General features: G+C 59.5%; 10 protein-coding genes, 1 tRNA gene and 2 pseudogenes. 5 read left to right on the forward strand and 8 right to left on the reverse strand.

Going from position 1 to position 16,768, the window contains the following annotated elements; genetic code table 11:
- Position 1: 1 nt before the first annotated feature.
- From R1T40_RS20695 to R1T40_RS20705, 3 genes are all read right to left on the reverse strand, one after another.
- The gene (locus tag R1T40_RS20695; protein WP_317385500.1) at positions 2-1,024 is read right to left on the reverse strand and encodes a carbohydrate ABC transporter permease; all 1,023 of its coding nucleotides are present in this window, start codon (positions 1,022-1,024) and stop codon (positions 2-4) included.
- Positions 1,025-1,107: 83 nt separating this feature from the next.
- Complete coding sequence (locus R1T40_RS20700; RefSeq protein WP_317385501.1) at positions 1,108-2,316, reverse strand: ABC transporter substrate-binding protein; 1,209 nt, start codon at positions 2,314-2,316, stop codon at positions 1,108-1,110.
- Positions 2,317-2,387: 71 nt separating this feature from the next.
- Entirely contained in the window at positions 2,388-3,434 is a 1,047-nt protein-coding gene (locus R1T40_RS20705; RefSeq protein ID WP_317385502.1) for an ABC transporter ATP-binding protein, read from the reverse strand.
- 160 nt (positions 3,435-3,594) lie between these two features.
- Between R1T40_RS20705 and R1T40_RS20710 the strand changes: the two genes are divergently transcribed.
- Positions 3,595-4,647, forward strand: coding sequence for a nuclear transport factor 2 family protein (locus tag R1T40_RS20710; protein WP_317385503.1), 1,053 nt, complete (start codon positions 3,595-3,597; stop codon positions 4,645-4,647).
- A gap of 16 nt (positions 4,648-4,663) precedes the next feature.
- Here the strand turns inward: R1T40_RS20710 and R1T40_RS20715 are convergent.
- Positions 4,664-4,980 (reverse strand): annotated as a pseudogene (locus R1T40_RS20715) (transposase); the annotation flags it as partial.
- Between the two features lie 277 nt (positions 4,981-5,257).
- A pseudogene (locus R1T40_RS20720) lies at positions 5,258-6,092 on the reverse strand (IS5 family transposase); the annotation flags it as partial.
- Positions 6,093-6,298: 206 nt separating this feature from the next.
- Between R1T40_RS20720 and R1T40_RS20725 the strand changes: the two are divergent.
- A tRNA-Arg gene (locus tag R1T40_RS20725) sits at positions 6,299-6,376 on the forward strand.
- A 154-nt stretch (positions 6,377-6,530) separates the two neighbouring features.
- On the opposite strand, the gene R1T40_RS20730 is transcribed toward R1T40_RS20725, so the two are convergent.
- From R1T40_RS20730 to R1T40_RS20740, 3 genes are all read right to left on the reverse strand, one after another.
- Positions 6,531-7,736, reverse strand: coding sequence for a hypothetical protein (locus R1T40_RS20730; protein WP_317385504.1), 1,206 nt, complete (start codon positions 7,734-7,736; stop codon positions 6,531-6,533).
- Between the two features lie 338 nt (positions 7,737-8,074).
- Complete coding sequence (locus R1T40_RS20735; protein WP_317385505.1) at positions 8,075-9,925, reverse strand: methyl-accepting chemotaxis protein; 1,851 nt, start codon at positions 9,923-9,925, stop codon at positions 8,075-8,077.
- 35 nt (positions 9,926-9,960) lie between these two features.
- Positions 9,961-10,530 (reverse strand): hypothetical protein, encoded by a 570-nt coding sequence (locus tag R1T40_RS20740; RefSeq protein WP_317385506.1) that lies wholly within the window; start codon positions 10,528-10,530, stop codon positions 9,961-9,963.
- Positions 10,531-10,868: 338 nt separating this feature from the next.
- On the opposite strand from R1T40_RS20740, the gene R1T40_RS20745 reads away from it, so the two are divergent.
- The 3 genes from R1T40_RS20745 to fdhF all read left to right on the forward strand — a co-directional run bounded on the left by R1T40_RS20745 (position 10,869) and on the right by fdhF (position 16,451).
- Entirely contained in the window at positions 10,869-11,756 is an 888-nt protein-coding gene (locus R1T40_RS20745; RefSeq protein WP_317385507.1) for a LysR family transcriptional regulator, read from the forward strand.
- Between the two features lie 91 nt (positions 11,757-11,847).
- Complete coding sequence (locus R1T40_RS20750) at positions 11,848-13,536, forward strand: NAD(P)H-dependent oxidoreductase subunit E (RefSeq protein ID WP_317385508.1); 1,689 nt, start codon at positions 11,848-11,850, stop codon at positions 13,534-13,536.
- A gap of 140 nt (positions 13,537-13,676) precedes the next feature.
- Positions 13,677-16,451: a formate dehydrogenase subunit alpha gene (fdhF, locus tag R1T40_RS20755; RefSeq protein ID WP_317385509.1), complete on the forward strand. Its 2,775-nt coding sequence runs from the start codon at positions 13,677-13,679 to the stop codon at positions 16,449-16,451.
- The last annotated feature ends 317 nt before the right edge of the window (positions 16,452-16,768 follow it).

A 16,768-nucleotide genomic window follows, 5' to 3' on the forward strand; every position in this document is an offset into this window, starting at 1 on the left:
GTCAGTGGCCTCCTTTATGATCGCGCCAGGTTCGGCGCAGGGGAGCGATGAGCAGGAGCGTGATGCCGATCATGGTCAGCATGGCGCTGGCGGAGGCGCGGCTGATGGAGCGGTTGCCCGCCTGATCCGGCACCAGGAAATCGTATGTGAGCCATTGCAGCGAGATCACGTGACCCTGGCTGGAGAAGCCGACGACCTCTTCGAACACGCGATAGGCGTCCATCAGGTGGATCATCGACACAAAGATGATCAGCGGCATCAGATGCGGGATCACGATGTAACGCAGCCGCTGCCAGCGCGAGGCCCCGTCGATCACAGCACTTTCCAGACTGTCGGAATTCACGGTCTGAAGGCCGGCATAGAGGACAATCGCGGCAAAGGGCGCGACGTGCCACACGCGGTAGAGCATCATCAGTAGTTCGATGGTCCAGGCTTGGGCGAACATGGCAATATCGCGGCCCGAGTACCATTCCATCGCTGCTGTCAGGATGCCGTCGCCGCGAAACAGCCAGTTGATCGACAGCGCGCCGATCACCGGCGTGATGATAAAGGGCAGAAGCGAGATGAAGATCACCGGCCCGCGCACCGCTTTGGCGGCATTGTTGATCATCAGCGCAATGCCGAGGCCGAGGCCGATGTTCAGCGGCAGGGTGATGAGGGTGAAGGTCAGCGTAAAGCGCAGCGCCTTCCAGAAGTCGATGGTCTGAAAGGCCGACCAGCTACCGGATTTCAGCGCATCCCACGCACGTCCCAGCTCTAGCACGTTGGCGTAGCTTTGCAGGCCGACAAATTCGGTGGTGGTCAGGACGTGACCGTCCTCTCCGACGACCGGCACGGAGGTCTTCTCTGTAGTACAGGTCTGCGTCAAGAAGCCGGGGGTGCAGGTTTCGACCTCGACCACCTCATAGACGGTTTGGGTCACGTAAAAGCTCTGCACAAACACGCTGATCAGTGGAAAGGCGATGAACAGAAGCATCATAAAGACAGAGGGGCCGACAAAGGCGGCAAAGGTGCGGAAATTCATGTCTCTGCCTTTCTCATGGTTCCGTAGGGGTGGGGAAAAGGGGGGGGGCGTGCCCTCCCCCGAGGTCGACGAGGAGAGGGGAGTTATTCCAGGAGGCCCGCTTCCTTGGCGGCGGTGATATAGTTCGCCTCGATGTCGGCCAGCGTGGTTTCCGCATCCTTGGCGCCGGTCAGATAGGCCGACAGCCCGTTGCCGAGGGCGGAATGCAGGATGCCAAGCGCGGTGGAGGCCGGGTAGGGGCGGGCGCCATTGGCGGCAGAGGCGGCGGCACCGGCGGCCAGCGGTCCGGCCTCATAGCCGGGCACCAACCAGACGGCCGCGTCGTTGTTGGCCTGCACCATTTCGGTGTCCATACCCTCCGTCACCACCTTGAAGGCGGCCTCGGCCTGCTCATCGCTCATGTTGGCGGCCAGCACGACGCCATCCCACCACAGCGAGGTCGCAGGTGCGGCAGCGCCCATCGGGGCGGAGGCCATCTTCACCTTGCCCACCACCTGGCTTTCGGCAGCGTCTTCCATCGCGGCGGCGCGGCTGGCCCAGAGGTTGGCCATGGCGATCTTGCCTTGCTGGAACTGCTGCTGCACGTAGGTGGAGTCCGACACCAGATATTCCGGGTCCATATAGGCGGTCATCGCCTTCAGGGTTTCCAGCGCCTTGATACCTTCGGGCGTGTTGATGGTGGGGTTATTGTCGGCGTCGACAAAATTGCCGCCCTCGCCGAGGTACATGTTGACGAATTCCTGCGCCAGATTCCAGCCGGTCTTGAAGGTGCCACCGAGCGGGTAATCGACGACGCCTGCGGCCTTGATCTTCTCGGCTGCGGCGAGAAGATCGGCATAGGTCTTGGGCTCTTCGATGCCGAGATCAGCCAGGATGTCCTGCCGGTACATCAGGTGCTGGGCGTTCACCATCATGGCAATCGCCATGATCTCCCCGTCAATCTTGATCAACTGGTTCGGCGTCAGGTTTTCCCCGTATTTCGCCACCAGATCATCCAGCGGGCGGATGGTGCCAGCATTCAACAGCGGGATCAGCGTTTCATTAGCAACGCCGCCGATCTGGTAAAGGGCCGGGTTGGCGGCAAAAGCTTCGGGTTGCTTCTCCTTGAACTCCTGATCGAGCGAGGCGGAGAAGTTGCCGCATTCCGCCATGGCATCGGTCGCGGCCTTCCAGGCCTCAAACCCGGCGGTGAGGGATTTGAGCGGCACGGTGTTTTCAAACGCGCAGGAGGCCGAAGCCGCGGCGCCTGCAAGGGACAGCGCCCCTGCCATCAGGATGGTCTTGAGTGTCATGAAGTTGGCTCCCTGTGGGGTTCCTGTTGGGTTGAGGTCTGCCGGGTTGTCCCGGTCTGTTCTGGAATGGGTCAGGCGCGCTCGCCGGTTTCGGCATCAAACAGGTGGCAGATCGCGGGCGGCACGCTAAAGCTCACCGGATCGCCGATTTCGGCGCGGAAGGTCTTGTCGGCCTTGACCGAGACGAGTGCCCCACCGACGCGGACAGAGATCATCGTGGCATCGCCCAACAGCTCCAGCGTGTAGATCGGCGCGGTGATCTGGCCCTGACCCTCTGGGGCGAGGCTGGCATCCTCGGCGCGGAAACCGAGCGTCAGCGGGCCGTCCTTGGCATCAAGGCCCGGAATTTCCACATGTTTGGCGCGGAAGGTCCCGCCGGTGACGGTGCCTTCCATCAGGTTCATTGCGGGCGAGCCGATGAAGCTGGCGACAAAGGTATTGGCCGGGTGGTCGTAGATTTCCGTGGGCGAGCCGACCTGCTGCACCACGCCTTTTTTCATCACCACCACCCGGTCGGCCAGGGTCATCGCCTCGATCTGGTCATGGGTGACGTATATCGTGGTGACGGCCAGTTCGTGGCTGAGGTTCTTGATCTGGGCGCGGGTGGAGACGCGCAGCTTGGCGTCCAGATTGGACAGCGGCTCATCCATCAGGAACACATTGGGTTCGCGCACGATGGCGCGGGCTAGGGCGACGCGCTGACGTTGGCCGCCGGACAGTTCCGCCGGTTTGCGATGCAGGAAATCGTCCAGTTCCACCATGGCGGAGGCGCGGCGCACCTTCTCGTCATGGGTCGCGGGATCGACGCCGCGCACCTTCAGCGGGAAGCGGATGTTTTCATAAACATTGAGGTTCGGATAGAGCGCATAGGATTGGAACACCATCGCCACGTCACGGTCCTTGGGCTCCAAATCGTTCACGACCTTGCCATCGATCAGGATGTCGCCCTCGGTGACGTCCTCCAACCCTGCGATCATCCGCATGGTGGTGGTCTTGCCGCAGCCAGAGGGGCCAAGCAGCACAAGAAATTCGCGATCGGCGATGGTCAGGTCGAAGTTTTTCACTCCGACAAAGCTGCCCCAGCGCTTGCCGATATTGCGCAGTTGGATTTCAGCCATTGATACTCCCCGCGTCTGATGGCGCTGCGCTTTGTCACAATTGCAAGCGCTTGCAAAAAGGGTAGCGATAGGACGTGTCATCTGGCAAGGTATTTTTGCAAGCGCTTGCAAAAAGGTCGAAGGGCTCTGCTAGGGCATCTCTCTAAGGGTATGAAATTTGATGAAAAAGATACAACTACAGCATGCCAAACAATTGGTTCGTTCGTTCTATAATGACCTCGATATGGCCGAAGTTGCTGAGATTCCGGCGATGATGGCACGGCATTGCAGCCCGAATCTCTTGTGGCGCGGCTATCACCCCTTTGATGAAATCTCAGGGCCAGAGGCGGTGGCGCAAGCGTTCTGGCAGCCGCTCAGAGGGGCGCTGACCCGCATGCAGCGGCGGCTGGATGTGTTTATGGCGGGCGAGAACTATTATTCGGACCCAGGCGGGATCTGGGTCTGCTCGATGGGGCATCTGATGGGGCTGTTTGATCGCCCTTGGCTAAATATCGCGCCGACGGGGAAGCTGGTGTTCTTGCGCTACTGCGCCTTTCACCGCGTCGAAGGGGAGCAGATCACCGAGACGGCGATGTATTTCGATATTCCGCATCTGATGATGCAGGCCGGGCTACATCCCTTTCCGCCGCAAACCGCCAGCCACCAGGTTCAACCGGGGCCACAGACCCACGATGGCGTGATGTTTGACGCGCAAGATTCCGCTGCGGGTGAGCAAACGTTGGACCTGATCCAGCGGATGGTGACCGACCTTGGTACCTGGCAGGGCGCGCTGCCGTTGGAAGAGGAGCTGGCGCGCACCTGGCACGATGACATGCTGTGGTGGGGACCAGCAGGGATCGGCGCCACCTACACGATCGAACGCTACGCCAAGCAGCACTCCGGCCCCTTCCGCGCCGGGTTTACGGAGCGTTCCAAAACCCAACATATCTGCCGGATTGGCGAGGGGAATTTTGGCGGGTTCTTCGGTTGGCCCAATTTTACGGCTGTTCCGAGCGGTGGCTTTATGGGAATGCCCGCAACGGGTAAGCCGGGTGAATTCAGGGTCATTGATATTTATCGACGGGATGGTGACAAGCTGGCGGAAAACTGGGTGTTCATCGACCTGCTGCATTTCTGGAAACAGCAGGGCGTCGATATCTTGGAGCGTATGCGTCAAGTCGGCAGCCCGGCCATGAGTACCTTTCAGGTGCCGCAAGGCGACCTGAATACTTAGGTCGGAGTAGCTGTCTGACGTCGGCGCTCAACTTTTTAAAGCGCCTGCTCAGCGTAGTGAAACGTGACACTACTCCTACCCCGGACTGGCACAAAAGACTCTTCACGAACCCGTTCATCCAGTTGAGGGGCATGCCAAGAGAACTTTCACCGTAAGGCATGCCCTAAGCGCGGCTTCAGTATACCGTGGCTGTCGGCCACGCTTGCCGGTTGGCGGCGGCCCTCGTGCCATGTTCGGTTTAAACCAGATCTTCAGGGAGCCGCGCTGCTTCAGTGCCTGGTTGCCGCTCGGCCAGTTCTTGGTCCTATAGCGCGGAGGGAAGGGGCTGGTCAGTCAGTCCAGCTACCTCGCTTGGTTCGCGAGATGGATCCCTCGCCGTATTTTCACAACAAAGCCGGCTGGTGGCGATGTTTGGGTCAGTAAGAACGGGATGGGTAGCGAAAGGGAGCTGGAGATATGAGGCACAGCTATAACAGTCCCGTGATGCGGCGCGGTCGCAAAAGTCTGCTGTTGATCGCAGTTTCCCCTTCTCGGGACACACTCACTCCCGGGCCACGGTGACCGGGTTGCCGAGGGCAGTGAAGCGGTTCATGGCTGCCGCACGGATCTAAACTTCGGCAACCTGGCGGCCGAAGTCGCGGACCTCAGCCTCTGCCGGAGCAGCTTCACGCAGTTCATTTTCGTCTCGACCCTCTTCGTCGGTGGTAGCCGCTCCAGATCCGCCACGGCGCTTGACCAAGATGCTTTGACGTCCGCAGGATCTCGTTGCGTGCCGCGGCTCCTGCAGTGCCCGGCTTTCAGGGCCTCGCGCTGCGGCCGGGCGGAATGATTGCTGCCGCACCGTGATCGGTGACGGGAGTGTGGCAGGCCCCGCGTGTCGTAGGCACCGTCGACCGTAACGGTGGCGACGTCCTGATCCCGAGGGAGCTAGGCAAGCAGACCCGGCAGCATCGGCGCGTCGCCGACGCTGCTGGAGGTGACCTCGAACGCCCGGGTCTCCAGCGTTTCCGTATCAAACTCGAGGGGCATCTTCCGCCAGGCTCTTCGTTTCGAGCCGCCATGCTTGCGCGTTTGCCACTCGCTCTCGCCTTCCACCTTGATGCCGGTGCTGTCCAGGAGCAGGTGCAGCTGCTCATTGGAACCGCGATATGGAATGGACACGTTCAAGGTCTTCTGGCGACGTTACAGAGAGCTGCAGTGCTGCACGAACCAGCCAAGCCCGGATAGTTCGAGCAGGCTCGTCACGAAACCGGTCGCTTGGCCGATGGGCAACCCTACGAGGGCGTTGAGGGTGAGACAGGCCTGGATCTCAGCGTCGCTATAGGCTTCTGACGGCCGCAATGCCCCGATTAAATGGCTTCCCACTGCATGGAGGGATCGAACCAGTCGGTCAGCGATCCGCGCTGCCTTAGCGCCTGATTATCTCTTTGCCAGTTGGTTGTTTGTAGATCGTCCTCTGAGTACGGCCTATGTTTTCCAGCTACTTCATTGGCTTCACAAGGTGAAACCCTCGCTCCTTTGCGCGACAAGGTTTTGTGATGCTCGAAGTAGCTGTTCGATCTTGTTGTGGTTTGGTGATTGCGAAATGGTATTGGGCATTCTACCAAGTTGACAAGATGAGACCTTTGACTGATACAGCCGAACCTAGAACGGGCCGTTAGCTCAGCTGGATTAGAGCAGGGAACTTCTAATTCTCAGGTCGGGGGTTCGAATCCTCCACGGCTCGCCAATCGTTTTCAGTTTGCTGCCAATGAACCATAAGCTTGCACGTTTTCGCGGTTTTCATGCACACCCCCTGTCAAGAGGCTATGGGGTGCCATAGTGGCGATTTCTTGTAATTCGCTGAAATATAATCGTTTTTCAGCATGGTTGGCGCTTGGCCGTTACTTTTCGCGCTGAGTTTTCAAGAGCGCCACAACTGGTTCAACCTCGGTCCGAAGATAGACCGGTCCGAGATCCAAGCCGTTCGGTCGAAACGGCTGGCCCCCCTCGCTCTGCAGAACGGCCCGAATCGTGTTCAAATGCGCACCGGTTTCGGCCGACAGCATCGATGGTGTCGTATAGCTGGCCTCAAACGCAGCGATGTCGTCGCGGCTCATCCGCCAGTCCCGACGCCTGGTCGTAGGATTCAAAACCAACATCGCAGGCGTGTGACCACCTGCGATCAGAGCCAAGAACTGACCTTTCCCCCGAATACCCGCCGATCGGGCGAAGGCTGCTGCGGTCATCTCTCCCTGGTTGGTCGATGGCTTGCGCTTCGGCGCGACCTTCGCCTTGAGCGCAGCAACTTCAGTGATTTCCACGACAAGCCCGTGGTAACCGAACACATCAGGACGCTGACCAAGGCGCAGAGAACCCGTCCGGATGGCCGCAATGATCTCGCCCACAGGAAAGTCCAGCCGCTTGTGAACGCGTTGGATCGTCTCCCACCCTGGCTCCTCCAAGGCAACCGGCTGCGCATAGGCCCCCAGCTCCTCAAGAAGAGTTGGGCCATCCGCAATCCGCCAAGGCGATTTGATTGTTGCGACGTTGGTCCTCGGGACGAGGACACCGTCTGCCTTCAACCCGTTCAATTCGGCCAAGGTTGCGCCGATTGCCTTTCGCAGCGCAATGGGACCAACCAGTGTCGGGATTTCATCAAGGACGTGCTGCCAGGCCTTCGCATTAAAGGTCTTGCGGGCATCGGCACGCGCGTCACTGGGCGCGAACGCGCCTGCTTCCGTCAGGAAATCATCTAAGACAGCCGGGCCGATGCCGATTTCCTTGGATGCTGTTGCAAGGGAGTGGATACGCCGCTCTGTGACGGTATGTCCGAGAAGTTCATCACCTGGCGCTAACGGCCATATTTCCAGACAGTAGCCACGAAGGATTTCGCGAAAGACCGCAAAGGCATCGTCATCAAGATAGCTGCCATTAAGGTGTCGGAGAAGCGGACCCAATTCGCCCTGATTCACGATGTGGCCGCCGTCCTGTGATCGCATAAGGATGTCCAGAGCCGCTCGGATCCCGTCAGGGCCTTGCGAGACGAAGACAAAGCCCTTGGCCTTGGCGCGCCGATCGTCCGAGGCCTCGCCTTGTGTGCGCAGCAAGGCTGCACCTATGAACTCACAGAGTGTGATCGTCGGAAACACCGGCTGTGGTGAGGCCAGACATGTTTTGTCCGCAGCGATTTAAGGGTCGTTCTGGATCCACCGTTCCGTCAAAGCCCCGGCGGCGTGTCCGCGCTGAGGCACGGTTTCAGGCCATTTTCACAGCAGTCACTGCCGAGGCCCTGCCGATTTCCCTGCGAATGGCCGGAAGGAAGAACCGGCTTTCTGGATCGCCACATCTCGTCAGCTTTTGCCTTGACATACCGGGCGGCGTGTATTGCCGAAGGGTAGCAGCGTTCCAGAAATATAGTTTTCTTGTCGTGCCGTCGCCCGGCGATTCAAAAGTCGGTCCAACCGACAGCTGATTTCATTGGTGCGTCTGAGGCGTCGTCTTGCGGCAGTTCCGCTTCGCCTGCTTTGTTTGTATCCTGTTGTGCAACAACCGCGATAGTATCGGCGTTCAGGTCGCTTTCAAAATCGTCTTCGCGTTGCCGCTTCGTATCGATTTTGAACACAGCTACGACACGAGCCAATTGCGCGGCATCATTGCGAAGGACCTGGCTGGCAGCGGTCGTTTCCTCGACCATGGCAGCATTGTGCTGAGTCACCTGATCGAGTTGGGCGACACCAGTGTTGATCTCATTGAGAGTCGTTGATTGCTCCTCAGCGCCCAAGGCAATATCGCTCACATGCCCAGAAATCGTGCTGACGCGGCCAATAATTTTTTCAAGCTCTTCGCCTGTGCGGCCAACGAGGCGTACGCCTTCGCCGACTTGTTCGGTGCTTTCGACGATCAGATGCTTGATTTCCTGGGCGGCACCCGCCGAGCGCTGCGCCAATGCGCGCACTTCGGACGCGACGACAGCAAAACCTCTCCCGGCTTCACCAGCCCGGGCGGCCTCAACGCCGGCGTTCAATGCAAGTAGGTTTGTCTGAAAGGCAATATCGTCGATCACGGTCAGGATCTTTGAGATCTTGCTGGACGATGCCTCGATATTGGACATTGCATCCACGGCATCGGTCACAACTTTCCCGCTTTGCTCAGCTGTGGAGCGGGTCTCGTCCATGATGCCTTCGACTTTTCGTGCCCCTTCCGCGGCAGAGCGAACGCTACCGTTCAGCTCTTCCATGGCGGCAGCTGTCTCTTCCAACGTGGCCGCTTGGCTTTCGGTTCGTTGAGAGAGATCACCGCTAGATACGCTGATCTGTTCGGCGCTTGAGCGGATGCGTTCTGAACTCTCGATTACGGAGTTGATGATGCTGACCATCGTCGCACGGGTCGAGTTGAAATTCCGGCGTAGGGTTTCATACTCTTCAGTGAAGGCTTCGCTGATAGCATGTGTCAGATCGCCATCCGACATCTGTTTCAGCGCGTGGCTGAGAACTTCGACAACTTGCTTTTGATATTCCTGTGAGCGTTCACGCTCATCTGCAAGCTCTTGTGCATCTGCCAACTGGCGTTTGAGGTTTTCAACGTTCCGCGCGATGCGACCGATTTCGTCTGCGCGGGACAAGTATTGCCCCGGCTGTTCGTAGTTTCCGTCGGCGATCTGAACAATGCTGGTCCCGAGATCACTGAGTGGACGGCTGACAATGCGGCGCAGCATGATTGCAGACAACAAGCACATGAGGAGGAAAATACCACCTGCAACCCCATAGGCGATCAACTGGCGCTCCAGAACATCCGCCTTTGCCGCAGCGCTAGACCAAAGCATCGCCACCGCCCCAACTGCTGCGCCCTTCGACGTTGTGGCCGGTGCTGCGACCATGTTGCCACTATTGCTCGTCTCGGCCGCGTTGGCCTCGGCGGCTGCAGTTGCCAGCGCCGTAAGCGCGCCGATCTGCTCCTCGTTTGCGGTGCCGGAGGAGGCGATCACCTTGCCGTCGGTATTGACCGCAATGCCGTGCAGCGAACGCCCCTCTGACATTTCGATGACTTTCGCCAGATCGGCGCTGAGTTTCTCCTCGTCGCCGAATCGAATGGCACCACCGCTACGCGAGGCAATGGAGTAGGTTACGTTGACACCAAGCGTGTCGACGCCCGCCTGTACTGTTTGGTCGATGATAAGCTTGTTCGCCACGGTTATGAATGTGGCGGTGACCAAGGTTGCCGCCGCCAGCAACAGGCTGAGCTTGGCAAACACGGACCATCCCTTGATGGACGGAGGTTTTTTCTTGAGAATTGCCATAGATGTACCGATCCTGATGCCCGTGTGGGCAGGAATTACAGAAGGCTCTCTGCGTCGACGCCAACAGTGATCGCGCCGATCGGAGATCCAGTCTCGGGGTCTACGATGGTCACGGAAATCTGGCCCTGATAGCGCTGCGTGGATTTATCCAGCTCGACCTCGCTGATATGGACGCTGTCAGCGCCTTTGCCAAAGGTATCCTGAAACTTGGCTTCATCCCCTTGCCACATGTCGGACGTGACATCTGACGCCGCGACGTTCAGGCCATGTGCGCCCATCACGAATACTTCCGTAATCGTGCCCATGGACTCTTCGACCCGCGCACGCAGGGAGTCGGATACGGGATTGTTCAGGATCGGAGCGATGGGGTCGCTGGATGGTGAGCCGACCGAGGCGCGCCAGGCTTGGTCCATCTCGTCGATCTGTGCTTGAGTGATGCCATCGCGGGCTTCGTTCTGCGCTTTGATCGCCGCAACGATTTCCGGAGCGTTGGCCCAGCCGCTGATCTCATCTTCCATGTAGGCCTGCAGGGCCGGGGTGAATTCATCAGCCGCATAGACTGGGGCGGCCAGCAGCAGTGCTGCAACGGTAGGTACAAAACGCACGATTTAACTCCTTCAAGACGGGGCATCGGTAATTATCCACATCTTCTGGACTAGCGCAGAGAGTTTACCAGCCAATTAACTCCCGGTTGCGCAGCATTTACCTTGGCGTGCACCTTTTTGACCGTGGTGGTTGCAGGGGGCGTGAAAGCAGGTTCGGATCTTTGCAAAATGCCTTGATCTCAAAGTGTTAAAAGGCGCATGCTCAAGCTGCTCCCAGTCGGGGCCAATTCGGTAGAGTATCTTTTTGGCGCTGATTGTATGGAATTCATATTGCCCAACGGGATATCTCAGATCTTCTGAACCGGCATTTTACGTGATCTAAAACCGGATTGGTGCGGATGATTGAGCTGAAGGATCTGCAATTGCTGACGGCGCTGGCGCGTCATCGACATTTCGCCAAGGCGGCGGAAGCGTGCCATATGTCCCAACCTGCCTTTTCCATGCGGATCCGTAGCCTGGAGGATAAACTGGGTCTGTCGATCGTGCGTCGCGGAAACCGGTTTCAGGGCCTGACGGGCGAAGGGCAGATGATCGTGGATCGAGCGCGCGGCATTCTTGATGATGCCAAGGCGCTGGATCAGGAAATTGCCGCAGCGCGGGGTGAGGTGACCGGTGCGCTTGTTATTGGCGCCGTGCCCACCGCGACCTCCTATGCGGCCAAGCTGATTGATCAACTGCACCAAGCGCATCCGCGCCTTCTGGTCCGTCTCGAAGTCACCACCTCGCTCACGATCCAGCAACGTCTCTATGATGGTACGCTGGATGCGGGCGTGACCTATAGTGACAGTGTCGTGCAGGAGAATATGAGCCTGCTGCCGCTCTATGATGAAACCTATGTTTTGCTCGCAACTCAGGACATGCTGGGGTCTCACGCGACGTCTATCAGCTGGGCGGACGCTGCAAAACTGCCCTTGAGCCTGCTTGAGCCGCAGATGCAAAATCGCCGTATCCTGGACCGTATCTTTGCAGACCTCGATCTGCGTCCGGAGGTTATGTCGGAATCGACAGGCTTCATGGCGTCCATGGTCATGGCGCGCGGAGGGTCTGTCGCGACCATTCTGCCGCGCGCTCTTGTGGAGGCGCTGGGACCGATTGAGGGGACACTTGCTCTGCCCTTGGTCGACCCGGAGCCCGCACGTCCGATTTGCCTCGCAAGTGTAGAGCGGCAACCGGAGCTGACGACGCTCCGTGCGCTCAAGAGTGTCATCGCCGCAGCTGCATCATAAACTTATCTTATCGCGCCTTCGGGCATTCAAATTTGACCATGGGGAATGAGGGTGTGATTGCGGTTTCAGGCACCTGAGTTGGGAGACACCCATGGCACCCTTGGACAACACATCTGGCGTTTGGAAATCTGGACGCGGCAAGGGGCGCAAGACGCCCAAGGGCCGTCAGCTTGACGATCAGGCCCATTCCGACATCCTCGACCTTTTGGGCGACCGCCCGCGCAACCGCGATTTGCTGATCGAGTTCCTGCATCTGGTGCAGGACCAGTTCGGTCACATCTCTGCGGCGCATATCCGGGCATTGTCCGAGGAAATGCGTGTGGGGCAGGCGGAAATCTATGAGGTTGCAAGCTTTTACGCCCATTTCGACGTAGTGAAGGAAGGCGAAACCCCACCACCGGCGCTGACCATCCGGGTCTGCGACTCGCTTTCGTGCGAGCTGGCCGGGGCCGAGCAGTTGAAACAGGCGCTGGAGGACGGCATGGACCCCACTCAGGTCCGCGTTCTGCGTGCGCCCTGCATGGGCCGTTGCGACACCGCGCCCGTGTTGGAAATCGGTCACAACCATATCGATCACGCTTCCGTGGCCAAGGTCGAGGCGGCCATCGCGGCAGAGGATACCCACGCGCATCTGCCGCAGTATGAGGGCTACCGCGCCTATGCCATCGCGGGCGGCTATGAGGTGCTAAAGGACCTCCGCGCCAATGGCGATTGGGAGGCGGTGCAGGACAAGGTTCTGTCTGCCGGGCTGCGTGGCCTTGGTGGCGCGGGATTCCCGTCGGGCAAGAAATGGGGCTTTGTGCGCATGAACGAAGGTCCGCGCTATCTCGCCGTGAATGGCGATGAGGGCGAGCCGGGCACCTTCAAGGACCGTTACTATCTGGAACGCACGCCGCATGTCTTTCTCGAGGGCATGTTGATCGCCGCTTGGGCGGTCGAGGCGGAAAAAGCCTTTATTTACATGCGTGACGAATATCCGGCCGTGCTGGAAATCCTGCGCCGTGAGATTGCCGCGCTGGAAGCTGCGGGCATCGTCGAGGAAGGCTATATTGACCTGCGCCGTGGGGCAGGGGCCTATATCTGCGGTGAAGAAAGCGCGATGATCGAGTCGATCGAAGGCAAGCGCGGCGAGCCGCGCCACCGTCCGCCCTTTGTGGCGCAGGTGGGGATCTTCGGCCAGCCGACCCTCGTGCATAACGTCGAGACACTATACTGGGTCACCAAGATCAACCGCGAGGGACCCGAGTGCCTGAACGCGGTTGAGAAGAATGGCCGCAAGGGGCTGCGCTCCTACTCCGTATCCGGCCGGGTAAAGAACCCCGGCGTGCATCTGCTGCCTGCGGGCTCCACCATTCTGGATGTGATTGAGGCCGCTGGTGGCATGCTGGATGGCCATGCCTTCAAGGCCTATCAGCCGGGGGGGCCGTCCTCGGGCCTGTTGCCGGCGCATATGGATGACATCCCGCTCGATTTCGACACGCTGCAGCCACATGGGTCCTTCATCGGTTCTGCCGCCGTGGTGGTGCTGTCGGATCAGGATTCCGCCCGGGACGCGGCGCTGAACATGCTGCGCTTCTTTGAGGATGAGAGCTGCGGCCAGTGTACCCCTTGTCGGGTTGGCTGCGAAAAGGCCGTGAAGCTGATGCAAGCGGAAAAATGGGATCAGGACCTGCTGGAAGAGCTGAGTGCCGCGATGATCGACACCTCGATTTGCGGTCTGGGTCAGGCCGCGCCGAACCCGATCCGCCTGACCATCAAACATTTCCCCGAGGAGGTCTGAGCATGGCCTCCGCAATGATGTCTCGCCCGGTGGGAACCACCGGGCCGCGCCTGACCTTCCCCCCGGGAAGGCGCGATTGCGACTCCCCAAGGTCAGTCGCAGCCCTCACCTCATCTTCGCAAGCCAAGGAGATCTGAGCAATGTCGAAGCAAATCACCTTCACCCTCGACGGCGAACAGGTCACCGCAGAGGCGGGTCTGACCATCTGGGAAGTCGCCAATGGTCGCGGCCTGAAGATCCCGCATCTGTGTCACAAGCCGCAGCCCGGCTACCGTCCGGATGGCAACTGCCGCGCCTGCATGGTGGAGATCGAAGGCGAGCGCACGCTGGCCGCCTCCTGCATTCGCGAACCTGCAGATGGCATGGTTGTCACCACCAACAACGCCCGCGCCGAGAACGCGCGCAAGATGGTGATGGAGCTGCTGGTGGCCGACCAGCCGAAACAAGACGAGGCGCACGACAAGTCCTCGCATCTGTGGGACATGGCAGAGCTGAACGGGGTTTCGGAGTCGCGCTTCCCCAAGGTTGAAGAGGGTCGCATCCCGCTGCTGGACGACAGCCATGTCGCCATGAGCGTCAACCTGGATGCCTGTATCTCCTGCGGCCTATGCGTACGCGCTTGCCGCGAAGTGCAGGTCAATGATGTGATCGGCATGGCGGGGCGTGGGCATGACGCTTATCCGACCTTCGACATTGCTGACCCGATGGGGGAGTCTTCCTGCGTGGCCTGCGGTGAATGCGTCCAGGCCTGCCCGACCGGCGCGCTGATGCCAGCCACCGTTGTGGATGAGAACCAGGTTGGCGACCGCGCCGATTTCGACACGGAAACCGAAAGCGTCTGCCCGTTCTGCGGAGTGGGGTGCAAGGTTTCGCTCAAGGTCAAGGACAACAAGGTCAAATATGTCGAGGGCATCAACGGCCCCGCCAACGAAGGCCGCCTCTGTGTGAAGGGTCGCTTTGGCTTTGACTATATCCACCACCCGCACCGGCTGACCAAGCCGCTGATCCGCCGCGACGATGCCCCTGCCAAGGGTCTCAACGTCGATCCCGGCAACCTGATGACCCATTTCCGCGAAGCAACCTGGGAAGAGGCGATGGATGTCGCCGCCAAAGGGCTCGTCAAGCTGCGCGATCAAGACCCGAAATCGGTTGCCGGTTTCGGCTCGGCCAAATGCACCAATGAAGAGGCTTATCTCTTCCAGAAGTTCATCCGTCAGGGCTTTAAACACAATAACGTCGACCACTGCACCCGCCTGTGCCACGCCTCCTCGGTGGCGGCGCTGATCGAAAACGTGGGCAGCGGTGCGGTGACTGCAACCTTCAATCAGATCGAAAACTCTGATGTGGCGATCATCATCGGCGCCAACCCGATCGAGAACCATCCCGTTGCGGCGACTTATTTCAAGCAGTTCACCAAACGCGGTGGCAAGCTGATCGTGATGGATCCGCGCGGGGTCGGCATGCGCCGCTACGCCGACGAGATGCTGCAATTCCGCCCCGGCGCAGACGTGTCGATGCTCAACGCGATCATGAATGTGATCGTGGAAGAAGAGCTCTACGACAGCCAGTACATCCACCGCTGGACCGAGAACTGGGAGGCCGAGAAGGAACACCTGAAGGCCTTCACCCCGGAAGCCATGTCCGAAATCTGCGGTATCTCTCCTGAACAGCTGCGCCGGGTGGCGCGTATCTTTGCCGGGGCCGAAGCCGGCATGATCTTCTGGGGCATGGGGGTCAGTCAGCACATTCACGGCACCGATAATTCGCGCTGCCTGATCTCTCTGGCGCTGATGACCGGCAATGTCGGCAAACCCGGCGCTGGCCTGCACCCGCTGCGCGGTCAGAACAATGTGCAGGGCGCGTCTGACGCGGGTCTCATTCCGATGTTCCTGCCGGACTACCAATCGGTGATGGACGATGGCATCCGCAAGAGCTTTACTGATGTCTGGGGCAGCGGCGACTTCTCGAACGAGAAGGGCCTCACCGTGACCGAGATCGTCGATCAGGTCTATGCGGGGAATATCAAGGGCATGTACATTCAGGGTGAGAACCCGGCGATGTCGGATCCGGATGCGGATCACGCGCGCGAGGCTTTTGCCAAGCTCGACCTGATGGTGGTGCAGGACATCTTCCTGACCGAGACCGCCAACTTCGCCGATGTCATCCTGCCGGCCTCGACGCTCTATGAAAAGAACGGCACCGTGTCGAACACCAACCGCCAGGTACAGCGCGTGCGCCCCGCCGTCACGCCTCCGGGCGAGGCACGCGAGGACTGGAAGATCACCGTGGAGCTGGCGCAGCGCATTGGTTTGCCTTGGGCTTACAATGATGTGTCCGAAGTCTTTGCCGAGATGAAGCTCAACATGAAGTCGCTCGACAATATCACATGGGAGCGTCTGGAGACCGAGACCATCACCTACCCATCGCTGCACGAGACGGATCCCGGTCAGGCGATCGTCTTTGGCGACGGCTTCCCGCGTGCCGAGGGACGGGCGAAGTTCACCCCCGCCAGCGTCATCCCACCGGATGAGGCACCGGATGCGGAGTTCCCGATGATCATGACCACCGGTCGCCAGCTGGAACATTGGCACACCGGATCAATGACCCGGCGGTCCTTGGTGCTGGATGCGGTCGAACCCGAGGCCAATTGCTCCCTACACCCCAAGACCCTGCGGGCGCTGGGCGTCGAGCCGGGCGAGATGGTCCGCCTATCCACGCGGCGGGGGGCCATCGAGATTATGGCCCGTGCGGACAGGGCGATCGCAGAGGACATGGTGTTTGTGCCCTTCGCCTATGTTGAGGCGGCGGCCAATATCCTGACCAACCCGGCGATCGACCCCTATGGAAAGATCCCGGAGTTCAAATTCTCTGCCGTGCGAGTAGAGAAGGCAAAGGGCCAAATCGCGGCGGAGTGATCCCCTATAGAGTGGCAACAAGACAAAGCGCGGAGGATTTCCTCTGCGCTTTTTTGTTTTTGCGGCTGGGTTTCGCAGTGGGTGCGACTCGTTTTGTTGGTTTGGTCTGCGAGCAGCGACGCGATTCCGCGGTTGAGTTTGTGGGTAAGTAGGGGTGGCTTGTGGATAAGGGGGGTTGGCGGGGAGTTGGGGATGTGTTTGGCGGGTGGAACGGGGCGAAAGCGGTGGGTTGGAGGTGTTTTTTGAAGGTTTAACATGTTGATATTAAACGTACTTCACAGAAGTTTCGCATTTTTTGTGCGGTTTTGGTATTTTTG

Source organism: Tritonibacter scottomollicae (genome assembly GCF_032924845.1).
GTDB lineage: Bacteria > Pseudomonadota > Alphaproteobacteria > Rhodobacterales > Rhodobacteraceae > Epibacterium > Epibacterium scottomollicae.